The sequence below is a fragment of the Bradyrhizobium sp. WSM4872 genome (assembly GCF_055811715.1).
On record NZ_JBVVPT010000004.1, the window covers coordinates 82,501 to 101,028 of the forward strand.

Here is an 18,528-nt window from a genome sequence, read left to right on the forward strand (position 1 = left end):
CTTCCCACCAACCGGGATAGTAATAGTACTTCGCCACCTTCACGAAGCCGAGCTTCTCGTCGTCATAGGGCCCGACCCATTCGGCGGCATCGAGCGTGCCTTTCTCCAGCGCGGGATAGATATCGCCAGCCGCGATCTGCTGCGGCACGCCGCCGACCTTGGCGATGATCGTTCCGGCAAAGCCGCCGACCCGGAATTTCAGTCCCTTGAGATCGTCGATCGACTTGATCTCCTTCCGGAACCAGCCGCCCATCTGCGCGCCGGTCGAGCCGGTCGGAATGCCGATGGTGTTGTACTCCTTCAGGAGATTGTTGATCAGGTCCTGGCCGCCGCCCCACTGCAGCCACGAAATGTGCTGGCGCGTGTTCAAGCCGAACGGCAGCGCCGTTCCGAACGTGAAGGCGGGGTTCTTGCCCCAATAATAATACAGCGCGGTGTTGCCCATCTCGACCGTGCCGTTGGCGACGGCGTCGAGCACCTGCAGGCCCGGCACGATCTCGCCGGCTGCGAATGGCTGGATCTGGAAACGATTGTCGGTGATCTCGGCGACGCGCTTGGCGAAATACTCGCAGCCGCCGTAGAGCGTATCGAGCGCCTTCGGCCAGCTTGCGGCATATCGCCATTTGATCTCGGGCATCGACTGCGCGATCGCCGGCGCAGCGACGGCACTTGCGGCCAGGCCCAATCCGCCTGCCGTCAGGAATTTACGACGTTCCATGCGCTTCCCTCCGTTAAGTCGATGCTTCGACCTGGGGAACGATCTTGGTGTCGTCTTGTCTTCGTCGACGCTCGACGTTTTCTGTTGAGACGTTGTGGCGTTTCCGACGGCCCTTGCGGGCATTGGTAGATGGAATTCCGATCGTTGCGGTTCCGCGCGCGAGGATGACCGGGCGCTTCGCCAGAATCAAGTCTCAAGTCTCATGGGCGCCTCGCAGGTGCGAACGCCGGCGTGACGCAAGTCGTGCCTGTCAACGATCTGCTATTCACTCACGCAAAAACCGGGAGGTTGCGAATGACAGGCAAAAAGGTCGTAGTTGCCGGAGCGAGCGGTCTCGTCGGCAATGCCGCATTGCGACACTTCGGCCTATCGGGCGGGTGCGATGTCATTGCGCTGTCCCGGCGGAAGCCGCGCGACCTCTACGGTGCCCGTCATCTCCCGATCGACCTGACCAGTGCAGCGGATTGCGAGCGCGCCGCCGCCGAACTGAGCGGCGCGACGCATCTGATCTACGCCGCGCTCTACGAGGCGCCGCAGCTCGTCGACGGCTGGCGCGACCCGCAGCAGATCAAGACCAACGACCTGATGCTGCGCAATCTGATGGGTGCGCTCGAGCCTGTGGCGCCCGGCCTCAGGCACGTCGCCCTGCTGCAGGGCACCAAGGCCTACGGCGTCCACGTTCGCCCGCTGACAGTGCCGGCTCGCGAAGGCCGCTCCGAAATGTACGAGCAGCCCAACTTCTACTGGGCGCAGGAAAGCTTCTTGCGCGACCTCCAAACCGGCAAGAGCTGGCATTGGAGCATCTTGCGGCCGGTGCTGATCGTAGGCCTCGCCATGGGCGGCGCCATGGACCTGATCCCGCCGCTCGGCGTCTATGCCGCGATCCTGCGCGAGCAGGGCAGGCCGCTCGATTACCCCGGCGGCGCTCCGCGGGTGGGGCAGGCCGTCGATGTCGATCTCCTCGCCCGCGCTATCGCTTGGTCGGGCGAGGCGGAGGCCGCGCGCAACGAAGCCTTCAACGTGACCAATGGCGACGTCTTCACCTGGGAGAACATCTGGCCTGCGGTCGCCGATGCACTGGAGATGAAGCCGGGCAAGCCGGTCCCGCTGTCGCTCGCCAGGGAGTTTCCATCCTGGGTCGGTCCCTGGGACGCGCTGCGGCGCAAGCACGACCTTGCATCGCCTGTGTTGGCCGAATTCGTCGGCCTCTCGTTCCAATATGCCGATTACAGCCTGCGCTACGGCCACGCCGAATCTGGTCCGCCCTCGATCGTCTCGACCGTGAAGATCAACCGCGCCGGCTTCACCGAGATGATGGACACGGAAGACATGTTCCGGAAGTGGTTCAGGCAGGCGAGGCAAGAGCGGCTGCTGCCCTGACGGAAAACCAAAGCCGATATGTCGGGGACGTTACTAGGTCAGATTGTGGACCCGTTGCGGAGCTCGTACGGCTGGATCAAAATCGGACCTTGAGGCCACGGCATCGGCCTCAAGTGGGCGCCGCAAAGGCTAATCTACCACACTCCGAGACCGACGAAAATGTCACCAAGAAGGCAGTTCATTGCGGACGCGTTGGTCGTTGACGGTCGAGGACGCGTCTTTGTGCAAAGGCGCTCATCGACGCGTGAGCTATTTCCCGGGTGTTGGGACTTGATCGGCGGGCACGTCGAAGACGACGAGGACGTTCTTTCTGCTCTGCGCCGGGAAATACATGAGGAGACAGGCTGGCAACTCAAAAACATCGTTCTTGAGCTAACACCTAAATATTGGAGCTATGGGCCGACACCCTACGAAGAACGACAGTTCATCGTGACCGTCGACGGGGACCTCACAAAACCAGCTCTGGAAACCGGCAAAGTGTCAGAAACTCTCTGGGTTGATCGCGCGAACGTGGAGAAGCTCAAAGAGGACCGCAAACCGGATGACCAATTGATCTACAATTCGGTGGTGGAGGCTCTGAAACTTCTGGAGACAGTGCGGCCTCGGATATGAGATTGTCGTTGCAATTTGCTCCGCAACTGCGACTTGCTTTGCAAGAGATCACTACATGAAAGAGGCTATTGTCCGTCACGCAACAGAACACGACCTGCATCAGGTTTTGAACCTTTACCGGCATCTCCATCCGCACGAAGCTCAACTGGAGTCAGCTACGGCTGAGCGCGTCTGGTCCAACCTGCTTTCATCGAGGTTTATGACTGTGATCGTGGCGCAAGCAGGTGAACAGCTTCTATCGTCGTGCACGCTTGCAATTGTTCCCAATCTGTCTCGGGGCGGCCGATCATATGGCGTCATTGAGAATGTAGTCACCCACGCCGACCATCGCAAATCAGGGCTCGGGCGACGGGTTCTCACCTATGCGCTTGAGATCGCATCGCAGGCCGATTGCTATAAGGTCCACTTGGCGACGGGGTCCAAGCGTGAGGCGACCCTGCGCTTCTACGAGCGAGCAGGATTCGAACGAGGCGGCAAGACTTACTTCGAAGTGCGGCCGTAGGTGTCATTGGCCCTCCGATGTGCTTGGGGACGTGTCGGGAATTGGCCCATCGCGCCAGTCGCGCAGTGCAGCGACATTTCCGGACGCAGACGAGGACCGGAAGTCGGTCGCTCAGCGGGAAACCGCCGCAATTGACCCAAAGGCGAAGTCGTGGCCGCTTTAGTCAAAATTGAGCATCTGCCAAGCCCGTGGTTGACAAAGGTTATCCGCACAACCTAGTGACGAGCCTTTAATTTGGGCAGAACATAATGCCGATGATCTTGCCACTCGTTACCCGGCTCGGGGCACTCGTCGCCATCAGTCTTTGCCTATCGGGATGCGGAAGGACAGAGAGCTACCGATACAAGCTAACGTTGGCGGTCAGCACGCCTGATGGCGTTAAGCGTGGTTCGACTGTGATCCAAGTGACCTTTTGGCATGTTTCGTTCCCTGCGAAAGGCACGATGCACAAGCTCGATGGTGGGGCTCTCTATCTGGACCTCGGCCCAGGCATGCGTCCCCTGATCGCGTTGCTTACAAGTAGGCTCCACCGGAAATACGATGACGAGATCCGCTGGACGGAGGAGGCAGGGCCTGGAACCGACCTCGTGCTGCGGGCGTACGGCGAATCTTGGTCACGAGAGTTTATGGATGATGTGCCACGCGTCGCGCGTTTGCGCGGCCCGCGCCAGATTGCTCCAAAAGATCTGCCGGATCTGGTGACGTTTGCGGACGTAAATGATCCGAGCAGCGTGATCGAAGTTGACCGCAATGATCTCCAAGCATCGCTAGGTGCGAATATTGCTTGGAATGACGTTACGATCGAGAGCACCGACGAGCCGATTCCAAAGAGCATTGAGCAAAAGTTGCCCTGGCTATTGACCTACTTCGAAAAGAATCTGCGTCTCGACGGATCCAGTCTCACAGGCGAAGAGACGCTCGCCAACCGTCTGACCTGGTGGGATTTCATTCAATCTAGCGATTTGAAGAGGAGCAACTGACATGACACCTAGCTTGCGACACTCGATCGATGCTCGGGATGTCAGCTTGTGGCCCGCAGCCGACTCTGAGGGCAGCGCAGAGCACGTCTGCTCTGCCCCCGAAGTCAGACGTCAACCTGTTCTGCTATCGCGAGGGCGTCGTCGACCTCAATGCCGCGGTATCGAACGGTGCTCTCGATCTTGGTATGCCCCAGCAGGAGCTGTACGGCTCGCAGGTTGCCGGTTCGGCGATAGATCAAGGTCGCCTTGGTCCGGCGAAGGGAATGCGTCCCGAACAGGCGCGGGTCCAGTCCGATATCAGCGATCCAGTGAGATAGGAGTCGGGCGTACTGGCGGGTCGTCATATGCCCACTCCGCCGCCGGCCAGTGAACAAATATTCTCCTGACTTCTTGCCTGTAAGCCGCAGATAGTCGTCGATTGCCTGCCGGGTCGATTCCGTCAGTTCAAATTTGACTGGCCGGCCGGTCTTCTTTTGTCGGACGGTCGCGCGGTCGGCGGCATATCCGCCCGGCGCAAGGTCATCGACTTTCAAGGCTACGACGTCGCAGCCGCGCAGCTTGCTATCGATGGCGACGTTGAACAGCGCCAGATCGCGCATTCGGCCTTCGACCTGGAGCTTGGTTCGGATTGACCAGACGTGCTTCGGACGGAGCGGCGGCTTTGCGCCGACGATCTTGCCCTTGTTCCAAGGAACGTGTTTCGAGACAGCAGGGATGGTGCTTGGGACATCGGTCATGTTAACCTCCTCAGCTAGTGAGGCTGGTCATTTTCAGCTTGGAGCCCTTCCAATCCCGCGTCCGCTTCTAGACGATTGGAGACGTTCTTGTGTCCATTTCGATCTATGAAGACCGATTTTGACCCATTGCGGACAGCGGCCGCCGACCTCTGCATAAGCCGTGCAACGGACGCAGATCGTACCGTGATCAACATCACAGACAGGCCCCTTGCCTTCCGGCAGGCTGCGAATACTCTGCTCATATTGTGATTTGGGGCTCCAAGTGGGCGCGCTTCGGTTTTTGGTTTTATTGATTTTTTCGATCTCGCTTGGCGCTGCTCCGGCTCAGGCCGAGCGCCGGGTGGCGCTGGTGATTGGCAACTCGGCCTATAAGAGCGTGCCGCGGCTCGCCAACCCTGTGAACGACGCCACGCTCGTCGGTGGGATGTTCAAGAAGGCCGGCTTCGACGTGGTCGATACCAAGCTCGATCTGAGCGTCGTCGACATGCGCAAGGCGCTGCGCGAGTTCGGCGTCAAGGCGCGCGATGCTGATGTGGCCGTGATCTATTACGCTGGCCATGGCATCGAACTGGACGGCAACAACTATCTGATCCCGACGGACGCGGCGCTAGAGACCGACACCGACGTGTTTGACGAGACATTCCCGCTCGATCGGGTGTTGTTCGCGATCGAGCCGGCCAAGCAGCTCCGTCTCGTGATCCTGGACGCCTGCCGCGACAACCCGTTCGCCAAGAACATGAAGCGCACCGTGGCCTCGCGCGCGATCGGTCGCGGTCTTGCCAAGATCGAGCCAACCAGCCCGAACACCATGATCGCCTTTGCGGCCAAGGCCGGCTCGACCGCCTCGGACGGCGACTCCAGGAACAGTCCGTTCTCTACCGCGCTGGTCGAGCGCCTGCCGACGCCGGGGCTCGACCTGCGCAAGGCGTTTGGCTTCGTCCGCGACGACGTCCTCAAGAACACAGGCTACAAGCAGGAGCCCTATGTGTACGGCTCGCTCGGTGGCGACGACGTGCCGCTGGTCCCGGCGAAGCCGGCAGCCGCTCCTGGACCGCAGGCAAGCCCTCAGGATGCAGTTCGCAGAGACTACGAGCTGGCCTTGCAGGCAGGCGACAAAGACGCATGGCAAGCCTTCCTGCGGACGTACCCGGATGGCTTCTATGCTGACCTCGCCAAGGTCCAGCTGAAGAAGATCGAAGCTGAGCAAGCGCGCGCCTCCGCCGCCGACAGGGCCCGGCAGGCCGAAGATGAGAAAGCACGGCTCGCGGCGGACCGCGCCAAGAAGGCCGAGCAGGACAAGGCGGCGGCCGCCGCGAAACTGGCCGAGGACGCCCGGCTCGCCGCCGAGAAGACCAAGCAGATCGAAGAGGCGAAAGCCGCCGCTGCCGAGCAGAGAAGGAAAGACGCGGAGGCAGCCGTTGCCAATGCGCTTGCCGACAAGCAGGCGGCTGAAAAGGCTCTCGCAGACAAGATCGCGAGCGACAAGGGCGCGGCTGATCAGTCCGCAAAACACGCGGCAGAGAAGAAGGACCAGATCGACACCGAGCAGAAGGTCGCGGCCGTGGCGCCGACGTCATCGCAGCCGAGCCTGTCGCCTCAGCAGACCGCAACGCTGGTCCAGTCCGAGCTGCGCCGGGTCGGATGTCTATCCGCGGCTGCTGACGGAGACTGGAATGCCTTATCGCAGAGGTCGCTCTCGACCTTCAACAAATATGCCGGAACTAAGTTCGACGCCAAGGTCGCGAGCTTCGAGGCTCTCGATGCGATCAAGGCCAAGCCGGGCCGGGTCTGCCCATTGATCTGTGATCACGGTTTCAGAGGCGATGGCGACGCCTGCGTGAAGATCGCCTGCCGCGCTGGTTATCGCGTGAACGACGACAATGAATGCGAAAAGGCGCAGGAGAAGAAGCCTGTTGCTACACGTGACGATGCGCAGAAGCGCGACGAGCAGAGGAAGCGGGCAGAAGCATCACCGTCCAAGCCTCTGTCGAGCGGTCAGATGGTCTGCGGCCAAGCCGGATGCCGTCCAGTGGGCCGCGGCTGTCGACTCGCCCCGCGCACGGGTCCCGTCGGAGCTACGGGCAGCCACAGCTACACCATGGAGATCTGTGACTGATCGACGCGCAGCGCCGCACTCGTAAAGGCGCAGCCACAATCCGCACCCAAGGCTGATCAGCGGGTTGGCGAAGCTGAAGTCGACCGGCGACTGCCACTGCAAACCAGTCGGCGGCTCGCCTTATGCAAGCGGTAGGGCGCCCCTAATGCCCGATCGGGTCATTTCGAAGGTTTGGCAAGGAGCGGTGGCTCGTTGATGTCCGCTCCTGGCCCGTAGCTGACCTGAGTCGATGTTCAGCTTGGGCCCGCAAAACGTCGGCCAGCGCACATCGCTCAGGCCGCACCAATGAATCCCGATTTATGAATGCGCGGCCTACTCTGCGCTTGCGAACGCCGCCTCCATCGCCCTCCGCGTCTTCACCGTCTCGTTGCCTGCGTCGAACTCGACATCGCTCCAGCGCACGATCTCGCCATGGGCGACGTCGTGCTTCAGCCTCACGCGATGCGCCAGGCCGATCGGGAGCGCGCCGGCCTTGAGGCTCGCGGCCGCCGGCACCAGCTTGCCCCACACCGTGTAGCCGCCTTCGCCGTCCAGCATCTCGCCGGCGCGCAGATTGCGTTTGGCCACCGAGGCGACGTCGCCGCGGAAACCATGGGGCTGCCCGGTCGGCTCGCCGCGCAGCGCGGCCGACAGCACCGAGATATTCAGTTCGAGGCCGATCAGATGGTACGGTTTGTACATCGCCGCGTACCGTCCGCTGCCGCCGGTCTTCAGGCCGTATTGCCTGAAGCAGTCGGCGGCGTAGTCGTTCGGCGCCTCCAGCACGACGTAAACGCCCCAGCGCAGATCGCGAAACACCGGCCTTCCGTCGCGCTCGAGCGAGGAGACCACCTCCACGACGCCCGATCGCTCCAGCACGCCGCCCCTGCTGCGCGGCCGCATGATGTGCGGGAGGTCGTCGACGCCGCAGGGTGGAAACAGCAGGCCCTCCGCGGGCACGTCCAGTCCGCAGGCGTTCGCGATCGCGGCCATCTCGATCGCCGATTTGGTGCCGTCGAGGAAGGAGTTGAACATCTGCGGATTCATCCCGGCCGATTGCGCCTCGCCCGCGGTCAGCCCGTAATGCTGCCAGACGCCATCCGGCGTCACGTCGTGATAGGCCGGCAGATATTTCGTCCCCTTGCCGGCGGCGACCACGTGAAAGCCGGTGGCGCGGGCCCAATCCACCATCTCCGCGGTGAGCGCCGGCTGGTCGCCATAGGCGAGCGAATAGACCACGCCGGCCTTGCGGGCTTCCTCAGCGAGCAGCGGACCTGCCAGAACGTCGGCCTCGACATTGACCATCACGATATGCTTGCCGGCCGCGATTGCCGCGCGCGCGTGCTTGATGCCGACGGCCGGATTGCCCGTCGCCTCCACCACCACGTCCATCGCGCCGCCGGCAATGGCGCGCGCGCCGTCATCGGTGAAAACGGTGGCGGCGATCCGCGCCGCGTCCCAGCCGACCGTGCGGCAGGCCTCGCGCGCGCGGTCGCGATCGATGTCGACGATGATGGGAACCTCCAGTCCCGGCGTGTGCGGCACCTGCGCCAGAAACATCGAGCCGAATTTGCCGGCGCCGATCAGCGCGACGCGGACGGGCTTGCCGGCGGCAGCGCGGGCCTGGAGGAGGCGGAAGAGGTTCATGGGGCTTGTCCTAAGCGCAACGATTGAAGCTCGTCATTCCGGGGCGCGCGAAGCGCGAGCCCGGAATCCATCCATCCGCGACTTCTGCGGCCTGATGGATTCCGGGCTCGACGCTACGCGCCGCCCCGGAATGACGCTTACTCCGCCGCCTGCCGCGGCGCACGGGCGAGCCGCAGCAGCGCGTCGTCCGCCACCGTCTTGATCGGGGCGAAGTCGCGATGCGCGATGTACTCCGGCCGCGTCGGGGTGCGGATGTAGTTCGAAACCGCGTTCAGCGTCAGGTACACGATCTTGCGCGGATAGGGCGTGATGTTGCCGGCCGAGCCGTGCACGAGATTGCCGTGGAACATCAGCATGCCGCCCGGCTTTCCCGTCGGCGCCACGATGCCGCCCTGCTTGACGAGGCGCGTCACGGTCTCCTCGTCCAGCGTCCACAGCGGATAGGAGGTCGTCGCGAGGTCGTGCGAGGCCTTGAGGTCGCCGGCGTTCTGGCTCTGCGGCACCAGCATCAGGGGACCGTTGATCGGCATCACCTCGTCGAGGAAGATCGCGATGTTCATCGCGCGTGGCTCGGGCATGCCGTCGTCGCGCTTCCAGGTGCCGTAATCCTGGTGCCATTGCCAGACGTCGCCGGTGAAGGCGGATTTTGCGTTGATCTTGAACTGGTGCATGTAGACCTGCTCGCCGAACAATTGCTCGACCGGATCGATCATGCGCGGATGCGCACCCAGAATGCGGAACGCCTCGTTGTAGAGATGCGCGGCAAAGGCGGTGCGCGGCGCGCCACTCTTCTCGCGCCAGACTTCCGGCCGGTTCGCGTCATAGATGGCGACCGCCTCGCGCGCGAGGAGATCGACCTCCTCCGGGCTGAACAGTTCGGGCAGGAACAGCCAGCCCTCGCGGTGGAAGAACTCCAATTGCTCCTGGGACAGTTTCACGGCGCGTCCTCCTTTTGGTTTGTTTTGTTGTCATTCCGGGGCACGCGAAGCGTGAGCCCGGAATCCATTTCTCCGCAGCGTAGGCCGTCCGATGGATTCCGGGCTCGATGCTGCGCATCGCCCCGGAACGACAACGTGGGCGGCTACGCCGCCTCTTCCGTCGCCCTCAGTCTCTCCTCGGTCATCCGTCCCGCCGTCTGCGCGTGCGCAAGCGCCGCGCGTTCGGCCGCCTTCGCATCGCTTGCTAAAATATGGCCGGCAATGTCGGCATGCTCGACCCAGGCGCTGCCGCGATAATCCAGCTCGGACAGCACCGTCGCCATCGAGCGGCGCATATGCGGCCATTGCGGAGTAATCGTCTCCTCGATCACGGGATTGCCGGAGAGCCGATAGATCGCGCGATGAAACGCGACGTCGAGCGCGATCAGCTCGGCGAGCGTGGTCTTGCCGTCGATCCCGCGCCCGGCGGCGAGCGCCGCCTCCAGCCGCGCGCGTCCCGCCGCATCGCTTGCCGCGCGTTCGCCGGCTAGCCGCGCTGCCAGCGCATCGATCGCGCCGCGCACCTCGTAGAGCTGGCGGATGCGTGCGGGATCGAGCTGGGTGACTTCAAAGCCGCGCCGGCCGCTTTCGGCGACGAGTCCCTGCCGGTGCAACAGGTGCAGCGCATGCGACACCGGCTGGCGCGACACGCCGAGCCTGTCGGCAAGCTCGTTCTGCCGGATGCGCTGGCCGGGCTGCAGCGTGCGGTCGGAGATCGCCTCCAGAATCCGCGCATAGACCTGGTCGATCAGGTTCGGAAGCGGGTCGAGAGGGATCACGCCGGTAGCTCCGAGAACCATGAGAGAGAATACGGAATTCCGTATTCAAGGATACGGCGAGAGGATAAGGACGTCAAGCGCGGCCAATGGAGCGTCGGGCCCGCTTTTGCGCCCCACCAAGCCATTGATATTGCTAGGCTCGGCTACTGTGCATGGGGTTGTTTTCGAGGAAAAAAGCGTGAGGCGTTTACTCCCCCAAAAACGCGTCCACCGCCTCGCCGAACTCCAGCGGCGCCTGCTCGAACATCCAGTGGCCGGCATCGGGGATCACGGCCGTCTTGGCCCCGGCGATGTGCTCGGCCAGCACGCGCCACATCACCGAAAGGCTCCCCGTCGTCGCGCCGCCGCCGATCAGGAGCGTCGGGGCCCTGATCGCCTGCGCGTCCGCGAGCGTGTAGGGCCTGCGCTGCTCGTTGACCTGGCCGAGGAAGGTGATGGCGTTGTCGCGCAATTGCTGCTTCGCCGCCGCCGGCACGCGCCGCCACGAGCCGTCGCCTTCGATGCCTTCGTAGAAGTTCTGCAGCGCGCCCTCGATGTCGCCGGCGCGGATCATCTCGACCGAGCGCGCCGTGCGCGCGGCCAGCGGCAGGTGCGTGGGCGTGCCCGCAGGCACCGGCAGGCTCGCATCGAGATCGCCCCCGGGCTCGGCCAGCACCAGCTTTCGCAACAGATCCGGCCGCGACTGCGCCACGCGAAACGCGATGTGGCCGCCGCGCGAATGGCCCATCAAATCGACCGGCGTGGGTTCGACCTGCTCGATGAAAGCGATCACGTCGGCGACGTGCTGGGCCATCTTGTAGTCGTCGCCGACGGCATCCCAATGCTCGGGAAAGAAATGCCGCAGGCTCACCGAGATCACGCGATGCGATTTCGACAGCGGACCGAGCACTGAATACCAGGTGCGGAAATCGCCGAGCGTGCCGTGCACGCAGACCAGCGGCGGCCCCTCGCCGACTTCGAGATAGGCCATGTCGTAACCACTGACGTGAAATGTCTGCATGATCAGCCCGCCAGAAAATCCAGCACCACTTCGGAGTATTTCTGCGGCGCCTGCTCGAACATCGGGTGCGTTGCGTTCGGGATGACCGCCGTCCTGGAATACGGCACATGCGCCGCCAGCGCATGCAGCACCTTCGGCAGCAGGCCCTTGGTCCGCGCGCCCAGGACGAACAGCGTCGGCATCTTGATGGACTCCGCGTCCGCCTTCGAGAACGGCGGGCGGTTGTCGCGGACCTGGCCGATCAGCGTGAAAGCATTGTCGCGCAGATTCTGCTTCACCAGCGCCGGCAGCCGCGGCCAGGTGCCGGCGCCTTCCAGCGTGTCGACGAAGACCGCGAGGCCGCCGTCGATGTCACCGGCCGCGATCTTCTCGGCCGAGGCCGTGAACCGCGCCAGCAGCGGCGAGGGGCCGCCGGCGTAGTCGGGATCGAGGCTCGCATCGAGCTCGCCGCCGGGCTCGGCCAGCACCAGCCGCCGGAGCAAATTCGGCCGCCGCTGCGCGACGCGGAAGCTGATGTGCCCGCCGCGGGAATGGCCCATCAAATCGACCGGGCCGAGGTCGAGCTTGTCGATGAAGGCGATGACGTCGTCGACATGCTGGACGATCGAATAGGTGTCGCCGACGCCATCCCATCGCGCCGGGAAGAAGTGCCGCAGGCTAACGCAGATCAGCCGGTGCCGCTGCGTCAGCGGCCCGAGCACGCAGCCCCAGACACGGAAGTCGTTGAGCGAACCATGCACGCAAACCAGCGGCGGCCGGTCCCGGTCTTCGCCCACGTCGAGATAGGGCATGTCGTATCCGTTGACGTGGAGGCTTTGCATTGCGGGCTCGCGAAACGGGGAGGCGGAACTCCTGTGCAAGATTCCCCGAAACCGGGTGGATCGCAACTATTTCCAAGCCTAGATTTGAGCTCAGTTCACATTGGGGGCCTGCGAGGAAGCGCAAGCCAGGGACCGAACCATGACCGACCAGCATTTTGCCCTGTTCGATAGCAAGATCGGCCTATGCGCCATTGCCTGGGGTCCGCGCGGCATCAACGGCACGCAACTGCCGATGGGCGGGGAGCAGAAGATCCGCACCCGCATCTGCCAGCGCCATGCCGACGCCAGCGAAGCCGAGCCGACCGCCGAAGTGCAGCAGGCAATCGACCGCATTACAAAGCTGCTCGCCGGCGAGCCGGATGACCTCACCGACATCCCGCTCGACCTCGACGGGGTGCCCGACTTCAACCGCGGCGTCTACGCGATCGCCCGCACCATTCCGCCGGGCAAGACCGTCACCTATGGCGACATCGCCAAGCAGCTCGGCGGTGTCGAGCTGTCGCGCGACGTCGGCCAGGCGCTCGGCCGCAATCCCTGCCCGATCGTCGTGCCCTGCCATCGCGTGCTGGCGGCCGGCAACAAGCCCGGCGGCTTCTCCGCGAATGGCGGCGTGGTGACGAAGCTGAAGATGCTGGAGATCGAAGGCGCGCTGGTGAACCACACGCCGAGCTTGTTCGACTGAGGCGATGACGCCGCGGGCTAGATCTTCGCCGCCGCCTTCGGCCAATATTTGTCGCGCAGATGCCGCTTCACCAGCTTGCCGGTTGGCGTGCGCGGCAGCTCGGCTTCGAAATCGATCGAGCGCGGGCATTTGATCGTCGAGAGGCGGCTCTTGCAGTAGGCGATCAGGTCGGCCTCGAGCTCCTTGCCGGCGCGCTTGGGATCGTGCGGCTGCACCACCGCTTTGACCTCTTCGCCCATCTCCTCGTTCGGCACACCGAACACGGCGACGTCGGCGACCTCGGGGTGGGTGATGAGCACGTCCTCGGTTTCCTGCGGGTAGATGTTCACGCCGCCCGAGATGATCATGTAGGACTTGCGGTCGGTGAGAAAGAGGAAGCCGTCTCTGTCGAGATAGCCGACGTCGCCGAGCGTCGACCAGCCTTTTGCGTTGTAGGCCTTCTTCGTCTTCTCGGGATCGTTGTGATAGGTGAAAACAGGCGCATCGGCGAAATAGACCGTGCCGATCTCGCCCGTCGGCTGCTCATCGTCGTTCTCGTCCAGGATCTTGATCTTGCCGACCACGGCGCGCCCGACGCTGCCGCGGTGCTCCAGCCATTCTTTCGAGTTGCAGACGGTGACGCCGTTGCCTTCGGAACCCGCGTAGTACTCGATCAGGATCGGCCCCCACCATTCAATCATCTTGGCCTTGACCTCGACCGGGCAGGGCGCGGCGGCGTGGATCGCGCCCTTGAGCGTCGAGACGTCGTAGCGGTTGCGGACCTCGTCCGGCAGCTTGAGCATGCGCACGAACATGGTCGGTACGAGCTGCGCCTGCGTTACGTTGTACGTTTCGACCAGCTTCAGGAAATCTTCGGCGTCAAAGTGCTCCATGATGATGGAAGTGCCGCCGAGCACGACCGCCATCATGTTGAAGCGCAAGGGAGCGGCGTGATAGAGCGGTGCCGGTGAGAGATAAGTCGTCTCGGCGTTCATGCCGCACATGCCGGCGCAGAGCACGCGCAGAAACGCGTTCGGCTCGTCGATCGGCTTGCCCTCGAACGCCTTCTTGATGCCCTTGGGCCGGCCGGTGGTGCCTGACGAATACAGCATGTCATAGCCGGCGACCTCGTCGGCGATCGGCGTTGTCGGCTGCGCGGCCGCTTCCTTGTCATAGGAGCGGAAGCCGGCTTGCGGCTCGTCCATCATGTAGAAGACCGGCTCGCCGGGCGCACCCTTGATCAGGGCCTTGATCTGGTCGGCGCATTTCGGTGTCGTAATCACGACCTTGGCGCCGCAATCGGCGATGATGTAGTCGATCTCGTCCTGCTTCAAATAGCGGCTGATCGCGGTGTAGTAGAGCCCGCTGCGTTGCGCCGCCCAGCAGATCTCCATGAAGGCGAGGCGGTTCTCCATCAGCAGCGCGATGTGGTCGCCGGCCTTCAGCCCGAGCGAGCGGAACAGGTGCGCGCCCTGGTTCGAGAGCTCCTCGAGCTCGCGATAGGTGATCGCCTTGCCGGTCCCGGCCATCTGGTAGGCGATCTTTTTGGGCGTGGACTTTGCGTAGACGGACGGATGCGTCATGGTCGAGATCTCTCAACAAGAAAGGTGTCATCCCGGCCCAGTGCGCAATTGCGCACGGGGGGCCGGGATCCATAACCACCAATCCAGATTGTCGAAACGCGATGTCGCCCAGTTAGTCCTAACCACAAACTTCTGTGGTTATGGGTCTCGGCCTGCGCCGGGACGACCCTTCATGTGGGAATGCCTGAGCGATGCAATGCGGGTTTACAGCCGCTCCACGATCGTCACGTTCGCCATGCCGCCACCTTCGCACATGGTCTGCAAGCCATAGCGCTTGCCGCGCTGATGCAGGGCGTGAACGAGCGTCGTCATCAGCTTGGTGCCGGAGCCGCCGAGCGGATGGCCGAGCGCGATGGCGCCGCCATTGACGTTGAGACGTTCCGGATCGGCGCCGGTGGTCTTCAGCCACCCGGTCGGCACCGAGGCAAAGGCCTCGTTGACCTCGAACAGGTCGATGTCGTCGATCGTCATGCCGGCCTTTTCCAGCGCGCGCTTGGTGGCGTGCAGCGGTGCGTCGAGCATGATCACGGGATCGCCGCCCATCATGGTCATGTGGTGGACGCGCGCCAGCGGCTTCACGCCGAGCTGCTTCAGGCCGCGCTCGTTCACCACCATCACGCCGGAGGCGCCGTCGCAGATCTGGCTGGCGCTGGCCGCGGAGAGCTTGCCGTTCTCGGCGATCAGCTTGACGCCCTTGATGCCGTCGAGCGTGGCGTCGAAGCGGATGCCCTCGTCGATGTGGTGGGTGTCCTTGGAGCCGTCGGCGCGGGTGATCTCGAGCGGCACGATCTCCTTCTTGAAGTGGCCGGCCTGCGTTGCCGCGATCGCGCGCTGATGGCTGTTGTAGGAGTACTCGTCGAGCTCGTCCTTGGAGAGGCCGTACTTCTCGGCCATCATCTCGGCGCCGGTGAACTGGCTGAACACGATGTTCGGATAACGCTGCTCGATGCCTGGGCTCTTGTAATTGCCAAAGCCGTTCTTGGCCGGAAGCTGCGACGACAGACCCATAGGCACGCGCGTCATCGATTCCACGCCAGCGGCGATCACCACGTCCATCGCGCCGGACATCACGGCTTGGGCTGCGAAGTGCAGCGCCTGCTGCGAGGAGCCGCATTGGCGGTCGATCGAGGTGCCCGGCACGCTCTCCGGCAGTTTCGAGGCCATGATGGCGTTGCGCGCGACATTGTTGGACTGCTCGCCGACCTGCATGACGCAGCCCATGATCACATCCTCGACCAAAGCGGGATCGACCTTGGTGCGATCGACCAGCTCGTCCAGCACTTTCGCGGCGAGATCGGCCGGATGCCATCCGGCGAGGCGGCCCCCCTTGCGCCCACCGGCGGTACGCGCAGCGGCGACGATATAAGCCTCGGCCATGTCGGTTTCTCCCTGGATTATTCTGAATGGTTGGTTGTCGGGGTGGATTTAAGGGGTGACCGGTTGTTTAGTCAATCGATCAATTAATTCTTGTGGGGAGGCGCTGCTTGGGCTTATCTGCGGCCGCTCTCGCGCCAAAATCAGGGATCTCCGTGACGACCAGCGTACCGAACAGGCTCCCCAGCGGAAAGAATTCCACGGCAGAGAAATTGCTCGTGGCCGCGAGCGAGCTGATGATCGAACGCTCCTCGATCGAGATTTCGCTGAGCGACATCGCCCAGAAGTCCGGCGCCAATGCCGCGCTGGTCAAATATCACTTCGGCAACAAGGACGGCCTGCTGTTGGCGCTGCTCGAGCGCGACGCGGGGACGGAATTGTCCAATCTCGAATATCTGCTGGCGCAGCCGATCACGCCGACCGCGAAGCTGAAGCTGCATATCGGCGGCATCATCCGCGCCTATCACCGGTTTCCCTACATGAACCGGCTGATCCACTATCTGTTGCACGAGAGCGTCGCGGGCTCCGCGGACGAAGTCTCGAAATTCTTCGTCGCGCCGCTGCTCGACTTTCATCGCCGCCTGCTCGCCGAAGGCGTCAGTCAGGGCGAATTCCGCGCCACCGATCCGGTGCTGTTCTACACCAGCCTGATCGGCGCCTGCGATCATTTGTTCTTCGGCCGGCACGCGATGTCGCGCGCGACCGGCGTCGGCCCGGTCACCGACGACGTTTGCCGGCAATACATCAAGCACATGGAAACGCTGATCTGCGGCGGCATCCTCACGAATATCGAGGAAGCTGCCGCGGCCGGATAGTCCGGCCAGAACGCAGAAGTCTAGAGAAGAAACGCCCAAGGAAAAGGTAGCTTACGATGCAGTTGAAAGACGTTGCAGTTCTCATCACCGGCGGCGGGTCGGGCCTTGGTGCCGCGACCGCCCGCGCCATGGCCGCCAAGGGTGCGAAGATCGGCGTGATCGATCAGAGCAGGGAAAACGCCGAAAAGGTTGCCGCCGAAGTGAAGGGCATCGCGCTCCACGCCGATGTCACCAGCGAGGAGCAGATCAAGGCGGCGATCGCCAAGGCGGAAGCCGCGCACGGCGTCGCGCGCGTGCTGATGAACTGCGCCGGCATCGGCGGCTCGCAGCGCATTGTCGGCCGCGATGGGGTCTACCCGCTGGAAAAGTTCGCGCGCATCATCAACGTCAATCTGGTCGGCACCTTCAACTGCCTGCGTCTGTTCGCCGAGCGCCTCGTCACGATCGAGCCGGTCGGTGAAGAGCGCGGCGTCATCGTCAACACCGCGTCGGTCGCGGCTTACGAAGGCCAGATCGGCCAGATCGCTTATGCGGCGTCGAAGGGCGGCGTCGTCGGTCTCACCCTGCCGGCGGCGCGCGACCTCGCGAGCCAGAAGATCCGCGTCAACACCATCGCGCCCGGCCTGTTCCTGACGCCGCTGCTGATGGGCTTGAACGAAGAGGCCCGCAAGAGCCTCGGTGCCCAGGTGCCGCACCCCGCGCGTCTCGGCGACGCCAATGAATACGGCTCGCTGGCCGTGCACATCGTCGAGAACCCGATGCTCAATGGCGAGACCATCCGTCTCGACGGCGCGATCCGCATGGCGCCGCGGTAGGGCTCTTTTTCCTTCTCCCTTGTGGGAGAAGGTGGCGCGCGTAGCGCGCCGCATGAGGGGTCTCTATCCGCGGAGACAGACCCCTCACCCAAGCGAATTCCGGGTTCGCAGCGTACATGCCCTCTCCCACAAGGGGAGAGGGCGCAGCAATCGGCACCGCGAATGGCGGCAAGCACGAGGCGCCTCATGTCCCAACCGCTGCTGATCGAGCACAATGACGGCGTCGACACCGTGACGCTCAATCGTCCCGAATACCTCAACGCGCTCGATCCTGCGCTGATCGACGCGCTCAACGTCTACTTCCAGGGCCTCCAGCGCAACCGCGACACGCGCGTCGTGGTGCTGAAGGGCGCCGGAAAGAATTTTTGCGCAGGACTCGATCTCAAGGCCGCAATGGCGCGCCGTGCCGGCCAGCAGGAGCCGCCCGGTGTCACGGAGTCGCTCGACTCGCAGCGGCGCATCGCCGATATCGTGATGCTGATGCGGCGCTGCCCGCAGCCGATCCTCGCGCTGGTACAGGGCGCGGCAGCCGGCGGCGGCTTTGCGCTGGCGCTCGCCTCCGACATCCGCATCGCGACGAGATCGGCGCGGATGAACTGCGCTTTCATCAAGCTCGGCCTTGGCGGCTGCGACATCGGCACCAGCTATTTCCTGCCACGCCTTGTCGGTGTCTCGGTTGCCTCGGAGCTGATCCTCACGGGCCGCTTCATCGGCGCCGAACGCGCGCTCGCGGTCGGGCTGGTCTCCGAGATCGTCGACGAGGACAAGCTCGATGACGCCGCCGAACCCTATGTCGACGCGATGATCATGGCCTCGCCCGTGGGCCTGCGCCTGTCCAAGGAATGTCTCAACATGAGTGTCGATGCCGGATCGCTGGAAGCCGTGATCGCGATGGAGGATCGCAACCAGGTCCTGTGCAGCCGCTCCGAGGAATTTTCGGAAGGCATCAGGGCCTTCCTTGAGAAGCGAAAGCCTGTCTATATCAGGCGCTGACAATGAAGATCCGTAAAGGACGAGAAATTCCGGGAGACG

At 63.5% G+C, this 18,528-nt stretch carries 18 protein-coding genes (1 of these 18 only partly in view); 9 read left to right on the forward strand and 9 right to left on the reverse strand.

What is annotated here, in order from left to right:
* On the reverse strand, positions 1-718 hold the 5' portion of the coding sequence (locus AC0L3C_RS07900; RefSeq protein ID WP_473407604.1) for a TRAP transporter substrate-binding protein. Its footprint begins 371 nt before the window's first position; the window shows 718 of its 1,089 coding nt (coding positions 1-718); the start codon lies at positions 716-718; the stop codon falls past the left edge of the window.
* 294 nt (positions 719-1,012) lie between these two features.
* On the opposite strand from AC0L3C_RS07900, the gene AC0L3C_RS07905 reads away from it, so the two are divergent.
* From AC0L3C_RS07905 to AC0L3C_RS07920, 4 genes are all read left to right on the forward strand, one after another.
* Complete coding sequence (locus AC0L3C_RS07905) at positions 1,013-2,098, forward strand: NAD-dependent epimerase/dehydratase family protein (RefSeq protein WP_473407605.1); 1,086 nt, start codon at positions 1,013-1,015, stop codon at positions 2,096-2,098.
* Positions 2,099-2,257: 159 nt separating this feature from the next.
* On the forward strand, positions 2,258-2,710 hold the full coding sequence (locus AC0L3C_RS07910) for an NUDIX hydrolase (protein ID WP_473407606.1): 453 nt from the start codon (positions 2,258-2,260) through the stop codon (positions 2,708-2,710).
* Positions 2,711-2,765: 55 nt separating this feature from the next.
* Positions 2,766-3,212: a GNAT family N-acetyltransferase gene (locus AC0L3C_RS07915; protein WP_473263789.1), complete on the forward strand. Its 447-nt coding sequence runs from the start codon at positions 2,766-2,768 to the stop codon at positions 3,210-3,212.
* Between the two features lie 443 nt (positions 3,213-3,655).
* Entirely contained in the window at positions 3,656-4,192 is a 537-nt protein-coding gene (locus tag AC0L3C_RS07920) for a hypothetical protein (RefSeq protein WP_473407607.1), read from the forward strand.
* Between the two features lie 104 nt (positions 4,193-4,296).
* Here the strand turns inward: AC0L3C_RS07920 and AC0L3C_RS07925 are convergent, their stop codons facing one another.
* Positions 4,297-4,929: a tyrosine-type recombinase/integrase gene (locus AC0L3C_RS07925; RefSeq protein WP_473407608.1), complete on the reverse strand. Its 633-nt coding sequence runs from the start codon at positions 4,927-4,929 to the stop codon at positions 4,297-4,299.
* 262 nt (positions 4,930-5,191) lie between these two features.
* Between AC0L3C_RS07925 and AC0L3C_RS07930 the strand changes: the two genes are divergently transcribed.
* Entirely contained in the window at positions 5,192-7,045 is a 1,854-nt protein-coding gene (locus tag AC0L3C_RS07930; RefSeq protein WP_473407609.1) for a caspase family protein, read from the forward strand.
* Positions 7,046-7,357: 312 nt separating this feature from the next.
* Here AC0L3C_RS07930 and AC0L3C_RS07935 read toward each other — a convergent pair whose 3' ends face one another.
* From AC0L3C_RS07935 to AC0L3C_RS07955, 5 genes are all read right to left on the reverse strand, one after another.
* The gene (locus AC0L3C_RS07935; protein ID WP_473407610.1) at positions 7,358-8,671 is read right to left on the reverse strand and encodes an NAD(P)H-dependent oxidoreductase; all 1,314 of its coding nucleotides are present in this window, start codon (positions 8,669-8,671) and stop codon (positions 7,358-7,360) included.
* A 137-nt stretch (positions 8,672-8,808) separates the two neighbouring features.
* Positions 8,809-9,609: a phytanoyl-CoA dioxygenase family protein gene (locus AC0L3C_RS07940; RefSeq protein ID WP_473263785.1), complete on the reverse strand. Its 801-nt coding sequence runs from the start codon at positions 9,607-9,609 to the stop codon at positions 8,809-8,811.
* Between the two features lie 143 nt (positions 9,610-9,752).
* Positions 9,753-10,427 carry a GntR family transcriptional regulator gene (locus AC0L3C_RS07945; protein WP_473263784.1) on the reverse strand — a complete coding sequence of 225 codons (675 nt, stop codon included), beginning with the start codon at positions 10,425-10,427 and terminating at the stop codon, positions 9,753-9,755.
* Between the two features lie 187 nt (positions 10,428-10,614).
* Positions 10,615-11,427, reverse strand: a complete 813-nt coding sequence (locus tag AC0L3C_RS07950; protein WP_473263783.1) for an alpha/beta fold hydrolase — start codon at positions 11,425-11,427, stop codon at positions 10,615-10,617.
* 2 nt (positions 11,428-11,429) lie between these two features.
* Positions 11,430-12,248, reverse strand: coding sequence for an alpha/beta fold hydrolase (locus AC0L3C_RS07955; RefSeq protein WP_473263782.1), 819 nt, complete (start codon positions 12,246-12,248; stop codon positions 11,430-11,432).
* Between the two features lie 139 nt (positions 12,249-12,387).
* Here AC0L3C_RS07955 and AC0L3C_RS07960 point away from each other — a divergent pair, with 139 nt between their 5' ends.
* The gene (locus AC0L3C_RS07960; RefSeq protein WP_473407611.1) at positions 12,388-12,930 is read left to right on the forward strand and encodes a methylated-DNA--[protein]-cysteine S-methyltransferase; all 543 of its coding nucleotides are present in this window, start codon (positions 12,388-12,390) and stop codon (positions 12,928-12,930) included.
* Positions 12,931-12,947: 17 nt separating this feature from the next.
* Here the strand turns inward: AC0L3C_RS07960 and AC0L3C_RS07965 are convergent, their stop codons facing one another.
* Entirely contained in the window at positions 12,948-14,492 is a 1,545-nt protein-coding gene (locus AC0L3C_RS07965) for an acyl-CoA synthetase (RefSeq protein ID WP_473263780.1), read from the reverse strand.
* A 204-nt stretch (positions 14,493-14,696) separates the two neighbouring features.
* Positions 14,697-15,869, reverse strand: coding sequence for an acetyl-CoA C-acetyltransferase (locus AC0L3C_RS07970; protein WP_473263779.1), 1,173 nt, complete (start codon positions 15,867-15,869; stop codon positions 14,697-14,699).
* A gap of 209 nt (positions 15,870-16,078) precedes the next feature.
* Between AC0L3C_RS07970 and AC0L3C_RS07975 the strand changes: the two genes are divergently transcribed.
* From AC0L3C_RS07975 to AC0L3C_RS07985, 3 genes are all read left to right on the forward strand, one after another.
* A complete protein-coding gene (locus tag AC0L3C_RS07975; RefSeq protein ID WP_018453285.1) occupies positions 16,079-16,681 on the forward strand; it encodes a TetR family transcriptional regulator in 603 nt (200 codons plus the stop codon).
* Between the two features lie 56 nt (positions 16,682-16,737).
* Entirely contained in the window at positions 16,738-17,496 is a 759-nt protein-coding gene (locus tag AC0L3C_RS07980; protein WP_473407612.1) for an SDR family NAD(P)-dependent oxidoreductase, read from the forward strand.
* A gap of 186 nt (positions 17,497-17,682) precedes the next feature.
* Complete coding sequence (locus AC0L3C_RS07985) at positions 17,683-18,489, forward strand: enoyl-CoA hydratase/isomerase family protein (protein ID WP_473407613.1); 807 nt, start codon at positions 17,683-17,685, stop codon at positions 18,487-18,489.
* Positions 18,490-18,528 lie beyond the last annotated feature (39 nt).